10 protein-coding genes are annotated in these 8343 nt (G+C 66.9%); 5 read left to right on the forward strand and 5 right to left on the reverse strand.

What is annotated here, in order from left to right; all coding sequences use genetic code 11:
- The first annotated feature begins 52 nt into the window (after window positions 1-52).
- The 3 genes from ACQR1X_RS20840 to ACQR1X_RS20850 are packed head-to-tail and all read left to right on the forward strand — an operon-like array spanning window position 53 to window position 3523.
- A complete protein-coding gene (locus ACQR1X_RS20840; protein WP_315803334.1) occupies window positions 53-1345 on the forward strand; it encodes an adenylosuccinate synthase in 1293 nt (430 codons plus the stop codon).
- A gap of 36 nt (window positions 1346-1381) precedes the next feature.
- The gene (locus tag ACQR1X_RS20845) at window positions 1382-3031 is read left to right on the forward strand and encodes a hypothetical protein (protein ID WP_315803335.1); all 1650 of its coding nucleotides are present in this window, start codon (window positions 1382-1384) and stop codon (window positions 3029-3031) included.
- 54 nt (window positions 3032-3085) lie between these two features.
- Window positions 3086-3523: a DUF5413 family protein gene (locus ACQR1X_RS20850; RefSeq protein WP_315803336.1), complete on the forward strand. Its 438-nt coding sequence runs from the start codon at window positions 3086-3088 to the stop codon at window positions 3521-3523.
- Between the two features lie 10 nt (window positions 3524-3533).
- Here ACQR1X_RS20850 and ACQR1X_RS20855 read toward each other — a convergent pair whose 3' ends face one another.
- A complete protein-coding gene (locus tag ACQR1X_RS20855; protein ID WP_434899486.1) occupies window positions 3534-3782 on the reverse strand; it encodes a GCG_CRPN prefix-to-repeats domain-containing protein in 249 nt (82 codons plus the stop codon).
- Between the two features lie 31 nt (window positions 3783-3813).
- Window positions 3814-4059, reverse strand: coding sequence for a hypothetical protein (locus tag ACQR1X_RS20860; RefSeq protein ID WP_434881284.1), 246 nt, complete (start codon window positions 4057-4059; stop codon window positions 3814-3816).
- A gap of 260 nt (window positions 4060-4319) precedes the next feature.
- On the opposite strand from ACQR1X_RS20860, the gene ACQR1X_RS20865 reads away from it, so the two are divergent.
- Both ACQR1X_RS20865 and ACQR1X_RS20870 read left to right on the forward strand, forming a co-directional pair.
- A complete protein-coding gene (locus ACQR1X_RS20865) occupies window positions 4320-5279 on the forward strand; it encodes a helix-turn-helix transcriptional regulator (RefSeq protein WP_315803339.1) in 960 nt (319 codons plus the stop codon).
- A gap of 63 nt (window positions 5280-5342) precedes the next feature.
- The gene (locus ACQR1X_RS20870) at window positions 5343-5894 is read left to right on the forward strand and encodes a DUF4112 domain-containing protein (protein WP_315803496.1); all 552 of its coding nucleotides are present in this window, start codon (window positions 5343-5345) and stop codon (window positions 5892-5894) included.
- A gap of 100 nt (window positions 5895-5994) precedes the next feature.
- On the opposite strand, the gene ACQR1X_RS20875 is transcribed toward ACQR1X_RS20870, so the two are convergent.
- The 3 genes from ACQR1X_RS20875 to msrA all read right to left on the reverse strand — a co-directional run bounded on the left by ACQR1X_RS20875 (window position 5995) and on the right by msrA (window position 7870).
- Entirely contained in the window at window positions 5995-6279 is a 285-nt protein-coding gene (locus ACQR1X_RS20875) for a hypothetical protein (RefSeq protein ID WP_315733902.1), read from the reverse strand.
- A 396-nt stretch (window positions 6280-6675) separates the two neighbouring features.
- The gene (gene msrB, locus ACQR1X_RS20880; RefSeq protein WP_315803340.1) at window positions 6676-7086 is read right to left on the reverse strand and encodes a peptide-methionine (R)-S-oxide reductase MsrB; all 411 of its coding nucleotides are present in this window, start codon (window positions 7084-7086) and stop codon (window positions 6676-6678) included.
- A 70-nt stretch (window positions 7087-7156) separates the two neighbouring features.
- A complete protein-coding gene (msrA, locus tag ACQR1X_RS20885; RefSeq protein ID WP_316217472.1) occupies window positions 7157-7870 on the reverse strand; it encodes a peptide-methionine (S)-S-oxide reductase MsrA in 714 nt (237 codons plus the stop codon).
- Between the last annotated feature and the right edge of the window lie 473 nt (window positions 7871-8343).

Raw genomic sequence — 8343 nt, forward strand, 5'->3', positions numbered from 1 at the left:
TCGTCCGAACCGATCGTGCTGTTTTGGATCTTGGCAGAGGAAAGAGCTGCGAATGGCTAACGTCGTCGTCGTCGGCGCCCAATGGGGTGACGAGGGGAAGGGCAAGATCGTCGACTGGCTGTCGGAGCAGGCCGACATCGTCGTGCGCTTCCAGGGCGGCCATAATGCCGGCCATACGCTGGTCATCAACGGCGCGACCTACAAGCTGGCGCTGCTGCCGTCGGGCGTGCTGCGCACCGGCAAGCTGTCGGTGATCGGCAATGGCGTCGTGTTCGATCCGCAGGCCTTTCTCGACGAGGTCGGCAAGCTGCAGTCGCAGGGCGTCGCCATCAGCCCGGACAATCTGCGCGTCGCCGAGAACGTCACCTTGATCCTGCCGCTGCACCGCGAGCTCGACGCGCTGCGCGAGTCCGCGAGCGCCGCGACCGCGATCGGCACCACCCGCCGCGGCATCGGCCCGGCCTATGAGGACAAGGTCGGCCGCCGCGCGATCCGGCTGATGGATCTCGCCGATCTCGATACGCTGCCGCACAAGATCGATCGCCTGCTCGCCCATCACAACGCGTTGCGCCGGGGTCTCGGCCTCGAGCCGATCGACGGCCAGCAGATCCTGCGCGAGCTGACGGCGCTGGCGCCGAAGCTGCTGCCCTACGCGGAGACCGTGTGGCGGCTGCTCGACATCAAGCGCCGCGAAGGCAAGCGCATGCTGTTCGAGGGCGCCCAGGGTGCGCTGCTCGACGTCGACCACGGCACCTACCCTTACGTGACCTCGTCCAACACGGTGGCGGCGCAGGCGGCGACCGGCGCCGGCCTCGGACCGGGCGCGATCGGCTACGTGCTCGGCCTGTGCAAGGCCTACACGACCCGCGTCGGACAGGGGCCGTTTCCGACCGAGCAGGACAACGAGACCGGCCGCAAGATCGGCGAGCGCGGCCGCGAATTCGGAACGAATACCGGCCGGCCGCGTCGTTGCGGCTGGTTCGATGCGGTGCTGGTTCGCCAGGCGGTGCGGACCTGCGGCATTAACGGTCTTGCGCTGACCAAGCTGGACATTCTCGATGGTTTCGACACCATCGAGGTCTGTACCGGCTACAGGCTGGACGGCAAGGAGATCGATCATTTTCCGGCAGGTGAGGGCGCGCAGTCCAGGGTCGAACCGATCTACGAGACGATCGAAGGCTGGAAGCAGCCGACGGCGAACGCGCGCTCCTGGGCCGATCTGCCGGCTCAGGCCATCAAATACGTCCGGCGCATCGAGGAACTGGTGGGTTGCCCGATCGCGCTGCTTTCCACCAGCCCCGAACGCGAGGATACTATTCTGGTCCAGAATCCCTTCGAGGCATGACGGGACCCGACAGCTGAGCGCGCGAATTGAGTTGATATGGCCGACTACTACCCGCTGATAGCCCGTGCCATTGCCGGATTGGACCCCAACGCTCCGGGGGAAAGCCGGCGTGCGCTTTACGAGCGGGCGCGGGCGGCGTTGATCGCGCAGCTGCGCAGCGTCCAGCCGCCGCTCAGCGAGTCCGAGATCACGCGCGAGCGGCTGTCGCTCGAGGAGGCCGTGCGCAAGGTCGAGGCGGAAGCAGCCCAGCGTGCCCGCGAGGCGCAGCGGGCGTCCAGTGGCGCCGCTCGCCCAGGTGATGCGCTCCGACGGGCCGGTGCGCGGAGTTCGGATGCTCCGGCACCCCCCTCGGCTCAGCCCACTCCGACTCCAGACCAGGCCGCCACGGCCGCCCCCCGGCCGCGACCGGCGGCCCCGGCTGCTGCCCGGGCCGACCGGCCGCCGCTCGCCGGCGAGACGGCCGAGCTGCGTCCGGCGCGCAATCAGCGACCGGAAGCGCCGCCGGCTGCGGCTGGCGCACCAGCCGTGCCACCGCGGCCCCAGCCGCCTCAAACGCCTCCACAGGATGGGGCGGCGCCTCCCGTGCGCGAACGTCCGGCTGCCGCTCGCCGCGGTGCTCAGGACAACGGCAATCCGGCAACGCCGCCCGCCATGCGCGGCTTCCGCGACATCACCGCTGATGTCGACGATCTCGGCAAGGCCACCGCTCAGGCCAACCGCGCGGCGCGCAAGACCTACGCCAACGTTCCGGCCACCGATCTCGACCGGCTCGAGGGCGACGACGATGACCGGCCGCCGCTGCCCGAAGCGCCGTACTCCTATGACGAGTCGGTCCAGGAGGCCGAGCGCTACGCGCTGCCGGCCACCTCGACCCGCCAGCGTGGCGCCGCTCCGGATCGCGAGGGCAAGAAGAAGTCGGAGCGCAGCGGCTCGACCTTTCCGTTCAAGGCCGCCATCGCCGCCGGGATCGTGCTGATCCTGATCGGCGCCGGAATTCTGTGGGGCCGGCCGCTGGTCGGCATGGTCAACGGCCTGTTCAAATCTTCCTCGACGGTCGAGGCGCCGAAGGACACCGGCGCGCCGCTGAGCAAGCCGAAGATCACCGACCGCGTCGGCCAGTCGCCGTCCTCGGACCAGATCGCGCCGGTCGCGCAGCGCGTCGTGCTGTACGACGAGGATCCGTCCGATCCGAAGGGCAAGCAATATATCGGCTCGGTCGTCTGGCGCACCGAGCAGATCAAGGCGACGGCCACGCAGAAGGCCGACATCGCGGTGCGCGCCGACATCGAGATTCCCGATCGCAAGTTCAAGATGACGATGTCGTTCCGCCGCAACACCGATACGTCGCTGCCGGCGAGCCACACCGCCGAGCTCACTTTCATCCTGCCGCAGGATTTCAACGGCGGCGGCGTCGGCAACGTGCCGGGCATCCTGATGAAGTCCAACGAACAGTCGCGCGGAACGCCGCTGGCGGGCCTCGCGGTCAAGGTCACCGACGGCTTCTTCCTGGTCGGCCTGTCCAACGTCGACGCCGATCGCGCCCGCAACGTGCAGCTCCTCAAGGAGCGCTCCTGGTTCGACGTTCCCTTGGTCTACACCAATCAGCGCCGGGCGATCATCGCGATCGAGAAGGGCGCCCCGGGCGAGCGCGCCTTCAACGACGCTTTCGCGCTGTGGGGTGACTGAGGAATCAGCACGGGCTTGGCCCGGTCGGCGGGCCGGTGAGGCAGGAGATTGGGCATGAAGCGATATCTCATCTTCGTTGCCGTAGGCCCGGCGCTGGGCGGCTTCGCGCTGCTCCTGGTCACGACCTACATGTCCGGCTATTGGACCAACACCAATCCGGGCGAAGTGGCCAAGCTGTTCAAGGTCTTCGTCACCTCGCTGCAATACAGCTATCTGTTCGGCTTCCTGCCGGCGCTGATGATCTGTGCGATCGACGACATCCTGTTCCACGTCAGGCGCATCGGGCCGACGTTGCGGATGCTGCTGGTGGGAGCCATCGCCTTCCTGCTCGCGGCCTTCAACTACGCCTCGCACGGCTCCGAATACGGCATCATCCAGTGGATCCTGTACGGGCTGGTCGGCTTCATCCCGGCGACGGTGTCGTCCTGGCTGGTGCACAGATTCGTCGAGGAGCCGCAGCCGGCGGTCGCCACCGAACCGCCGACCGCGTAGCCGATCGGCCCTACCTGCCGTTGCCGCGGCAGCGACCGCCAGGGCCGATGTGAAAACCGCGCGGGCAGGCGTGCGCCGCCGGATTGGCATAGTTGCGCAGGCATCCGCCATAGGGACCGCGGTGCCAGCCAGGGCCGCAGCCTCCGGCGACCTGGATTACCTCCGGCTTGGATCCGGCCTCGATCGAAGCCTGCGGCATCGCAGATGCGCCGACGGTCAGAACTCCCAACAGGAGCGTGCTGGTGAGGATGGTTCGCATCGATGGTCTCCTGGTTTGATTTGCGAAATGGTCAGCCGCCGGCTGCGAAGGCGATGCCGGCACGCACCTCGGTGATGGCCTGATCGATCAGCGCCAGCGCGCGTTCGCGATGCCCGCCCTTGTTCGGTGTCGCCTGAGCCAGCTCGGCTCGGGCCGATTGCAGCATGGTGACGGTCGCGGTCATGTGCGGCTGCGCGCCGAGCGCGTAGCCGATCCCGATGCAACCCGCGAGGGCGGCGCCGAGGCCGAGCTTGCGGGCCGCGGAAGACATGGTCATTTCAATCTCTCCTCGGACTCATGGCTGTTCGACTTGGAGGATGCAGGCCGCAACGCATGTCGGCGTGCGTCCATCCGCATCGCTAGTTGAACCCGTTGCCGCTGTCTTGGACTCATCGGCATGAACGGTCGCGCGACTTGGACTGATCGGCGCTCCCGATCCGTCCTGATGAGCTTTGCCGACTTCAGCGGCCGTTCATCCCGCCGCTGCCACATTGATCGCGTTGCTTCGGAAATTCCTTTGCCTCGGATCTGATTTCGATGACCATCGTCAGGAAAATGCTGTCGACCGACATGCTGCCGAAAGGGCTCGACGACAGGCAGCGCTTCTTGTGCTTTGCGGAATTGTTCGAGCACTTCTCCAACACGGGCGAGCTCGATCCGGCCGAGGACGTGCCGTTTCGCGCCGTAATGAACGCCATCCACATCGGCACCACCCTGCTCGGGCGCTGCGACGGCACCTTCACCCGTGTCAGGCGCGAACGGCGCCAGGTGCTCGCGACCAACGACGACCGCTATTGCCTGGCGCGCAACGCCGGCAGTCGCGAGGCGATGGTCGTTCATCGCGGACGCGAGTTCGCTCTGCGGCCGGGGGCGATGGTGCTGCTCAAGCTCGATGAGCCGTTCTTCAGCGCCGATGGCGCCAATCACAAGCGCTTCGTCAACGTGCATCTGCCGATGATGACGCTGCGCTCGATGGTCTCCGGTGTCGATGACCTGGTCGGGCGCGAATTGGCGCCCGGCGGCGCGCTGTCGCTCGCGATGGACTACAGCGAATTGCTGCTCGCCCATCCCGCCGCGGCCGACGAAGCCGGCCCGGCGATCGCGCAGCATCTGCTCGATCTGGTGGCGCTCGGGCTCGGCGTCCGCGGCGACGCGATGCGCAAGGCCGGCCGCGGCGGCCTGCGCAGCGTTCGCCTCGCGGGGCTGCTGACCATTCTGAACAGCCGCTTTGCCGAGCCGGATTTTTCGGCGCAGAAGCTTGCGGCCGCGGCGGGCCTGTCCGAGCGCTACGTCAATGACCTGCTGCACGAGGCCGGCGCCGGCTTCTCGGCCCGGCTGAATGAGCTGCGCCTGCGCAAGGCCATGGACCTGCTGGCCGGTGGCGGACGCCGCATCAGCGATATCGCGTTTGCCTGCGGCTTCAACGACCTGTCCTATTTCAACCGCTGCTTCCGGCGCCGCTTCGGGCTGACGCCGACCGGCGCACGGGGCCGCTAGGCGAGACAAGGCGGCGGTTCGACGCAACTTGTGCCGGGCCCCGCGCGTTGCCATCTCATGGGTATGCAAGACCAGATGTCCACCTCGCCCCGCCGCGCATCGGGACGCGCCTCGCAGGCGCGCTTCAACGCCGATGAGGCGCGCGGACCGATCATCGACCAGGACGGACGAGAGATCCCGCAAGGGGCGTTCCGGTCCTCGTTCAATGGCGCCTTCGTCGGCCCGGATGGCGTGCGCTTCGATTTCAACACCGCCAATCCGTTCGGCAACCTGACCCGCGAGCAGCGCATCGCGCGGCTCGAGGCGGTGGCGAAGCTGCTCGACGTCGCCTTCGTCCTGCCCGGCACCAACATCCGCTACGGCATCGACGGCATCATCGGCCTCATCCCGGTGGTTGGCGACCTCATCGCGACCGCGCTGTCGCTCTGGCTGGTGCGCGAGGCCCGGGCGCTGGGCGCGCCCTGGCATGTCATCACGCGGATGCTGGGCAATGTCGCGGTCGAGGGCGTGATCGGCATGGTGCCGGTGGCGGGCGACGCCTTCGACGTGCTGTTCCGCGCCAACATGCGCAACGCCAAGATCCTGCGGCGGTGGCTGGATACCCAGCCGCGCTGACGTGCGACGGGACCGGGGCAACAAACGGACAAACAGACCCCCATAAAAAAACTGCCCCGCACGAGGCGGGGCAGGGTATCGAAGAATGCTCTGGCAGCCGTCAGGCCGCATCGGCGTCCGGCGCCTTGTCGACCACCCGGCGCGGCAGCGGAAACGCCTCGCTCTCATACAGGGTGCGGATGCCGTTCTGGTCGAACCGGGCCTCCTCGACCTGCAGGTAGGCGCCATTCAGCGAATCCGCAGGCAACTCCTCCATGGCGAAGCGCACGGCTTCGGCCGCGGTGCCGAACCGCCGATAGGCGAAACCCGCCCGCTTCTTCTTGCGGATGGCGGCGGGAAACAGTTCGGCAGAGGTGTTGAAGTTGAACGGACGCAGTGGACGCATGGTCTGAGACCTCTTCTTGTCGGCTGGAAGCGCTGACGCGAGCTTTCAAAACATTCAGCTTGGCAATGACGCCAGCGATTGCGGGGGTGGAGGGCGGGATTTGCCGCTCCAGGCGGCCCGGCCCTGCATAGTCAGTTACGACCCCTAATATAGGCCGATTTGGCAGAAATGCGAATCCTGCACGCTCACATCGTAAATCCGGCCCGCTGTGGGCCGCCTTGAAACATGCTGTCTTTTCAGTAGCTTAATTGATCCGCAACTTGTGAATGCAGGAGAGCCCGATCTGCACGGCTAAAATCTCACCCCTTGTGGCCGGTTTTGACCGCCCCCGCCTCGCCCACCGCAGGCCAGCGGCCCCGAGTACCGTCGATGACGGGACCGGGGCCGGGCGTGCCATCAGCGCGGTTTCAGCTTCAGCGCCGCCGAGTTGATGCAATAGCGCAGGCCGGTCGGCCCCGGGCCGTCGGGAAAGACGTGGCCGAGATGGCCCGAGCATTTCGAGCACAGCACCTCGGTGCGAACCATGCCATGGGTCGTGTCGGTCTCCTCGTCGACGTGGCTCTCCGTCGCCGGCCGGGTGAAGCTCGGCCAGCCGCAGCCGGAATCAAACTTGGCGTCGGACTCGAACAGGGTCTGGCCGCAGCCGGCGCAGACATAGGTCCCGGCGCGGTGCTCGTGCTCATACTCGCCCGAGAAGGGGCGCTCGGTCGCCTTCTCGCGCAGCACGGCGTACTGCATCGGCGTCAGCTCCTTGCGCCATTCCGCCTCGCTCTTGACGACCTTGTTGTTCGTCTTGGTGTCGCTCATCCTGTGGTCCTCCAGGCGGACCCGTATGGTCCGCCCCTGTCATGGCGCTGGTCGGGCCGAACGCGACGCCTCAGTTCGTCGCCTTGGCGTCCCGGACCAGCGTCGGCTTGTCGATGTAGTTCTCGGCGAAGATCTTCTTCAGATTGTCGATCTTCGGCAGGTCGTTATAGGCGATATAGGGTTGGCTGGGGTGCAGCGTCAGGTAGTCCTGGTGATAGTCCTCGGCCGGATAGAACGCCTCGAGCTTGCCGATCTTGGTGACGATCGGCTTGCCGAACACCTTGGCCTTGTCGAGCTGCGCGATATAGGCCTCGGCGACCTTCTTCTGCGCCTCCGAGGTGGTGAAGATCGCCGAGCGATATTGGGTTCCGCTGTCCGGGCCCTGGCGGTTCAACTGGGTCGGATCGTGCACGACCGAAAAGAAGATCTGCAGGATCTTGCCGTAGGAGATCTTCTTCGGATCGTATTTGATCTGGACCGATTCCGCGTGGCCGGTCGTGCCGCTCGACACCGTGCGGTAGTCGGCCGTGGCCTTGGTGCCGCCGGCATAGCCGGAGACAGCGCTGACCACGCCGGCGGTGTGCTGGTAGACGCCCTGGACGCCCCAGAAGCAGCCGCCGGCGACCACAGCGGTTTCCAGCGCGTCGGAGGCCGGCTGGTCCTGGGCCGGCGGCGGGATCACAACGGCCTGCTCGGCGGCATGCAGCGGCTGCCAGGCCAGGATGCCTGCCGCCATCGCACCGAGCACGGCTGTCTTGACGAAAAGGGAGCGGGTGAGGCGCATCTTCGAATCCTCGTGAGGGGGCTTGTCTCGTCTCGCCGGCCGGAAACACTGGCCCGGCCTCTGCTGCAAGATACGTCCGTGCCCGTCCGGCGTTACGGGGGAAGTGACACGACTGCGTGAACAGGCGGGGGGCGGCGGCACGTGCGCAATCGCCCGATGGGTGCCGGGACGACGCTGGGAGGCGTGGCGAGACCGTTCCAGGCATGACGATGTGGTCTCGCGGCCCGAATTGCCCGAGGGATGGCGGTTCATCGGCCCTCCGAAGTGGAGGGCGCAGGGAAGGCCGGACCTCGACTGAGGCCCGTGGCCCGCCTGCTTAAAAAATGCAGGCGGCAGGTACCACAGGTTCAGCCGGACAGATCCGGCCCTCCCTGCGCGACGGTGTTAACGCTTATACGTGCTCTTGTGTGTTCGAAACCTGCCAGAATGTGCGAACGGGCGGTTCTGACCAACCGCCCGTCGCTGGATCTGAG

The sequence above is a fragment of the Bradyrhizobium sp. HKCCYLRH3073 genome (genome assembly GCF_051167995.1).
Classification (GTDB): Bacteria; Pseudomonadota; Alphaproteobacteria; order Rhizobiales; family Xanthobacteraceae; genus Bradyrhizobium.

Coding starts and splice junctions, on each gene's coding strand:
- ACQR1X_RS20870 (WP_315803496.1), top strand. CDS start 5,343: ATGCAAGACCAGATGTCCACCTCGCCCCGCCGCGCATCGGGACGCGCC.
- msrA (WP_316217472.1), bottom strand. CDS start 7,870: ATGCGCCTCACCCGCTCCCTTTTCGTCAAGACAGCCGTGCTCGGTGCG.
- ACQR1X_RS20875 (WP_315733902.1), bottom strand. CDS start 6,279: ATGCGTCCACTGCGTCCGTTCAACTTCAACACCTCTGCCGAACTGTTT.
- ACQR1X_RS20850 (WP_315803336.1), top strand. CDS start 3,086: ATGAAGCGATATCTCATCTTCGTTGCCGTAGGCCCGGCGCTGGGCGGC.
- msrB (WP_315803340.1), bottom strand. CDS start 7,086: ATGAGCGACACCAAGACGAACAACAAGGTCGTCAAGAGCGAGGCGGAA.
- ACQR1X_RS20855 (WP_434899486.1), bottom strand. CDS start 3,782: ATGCGAACCATCCTCACCAGCACGCTCCTGTTGGGAGTTCTGACCGTC.
- ACQR1X_RS20840 (WP_315803334.1), top strand. CDS start 53: ATGGCTAACGTCGTCGTCGTCGGCGCCCAATGGGGTGACGAGGGGAAG.
- ACQR1X_RS20860 (WP_434881284.1), bottom strand. CDS start 4,059: ATGACCATGTCTTCCGCGGCCCGCAAGCTCGGCCTCGGCGCCGCCCTC.
- ACQR1X_RS20845 (WP_315803335.1), top strand. CDS start 1,382: ATGGCCGACTACTACCCGCTGATAGCCCGTGCCATTGCCGGATTGGAC.
- ACQR1X_RS20865 (WP_315803339.1), top strand. CDS start 4,320: ATGACCATCGTCAGGAAAATGCTGTCGACCGACATGCTGCCGAAAGGG.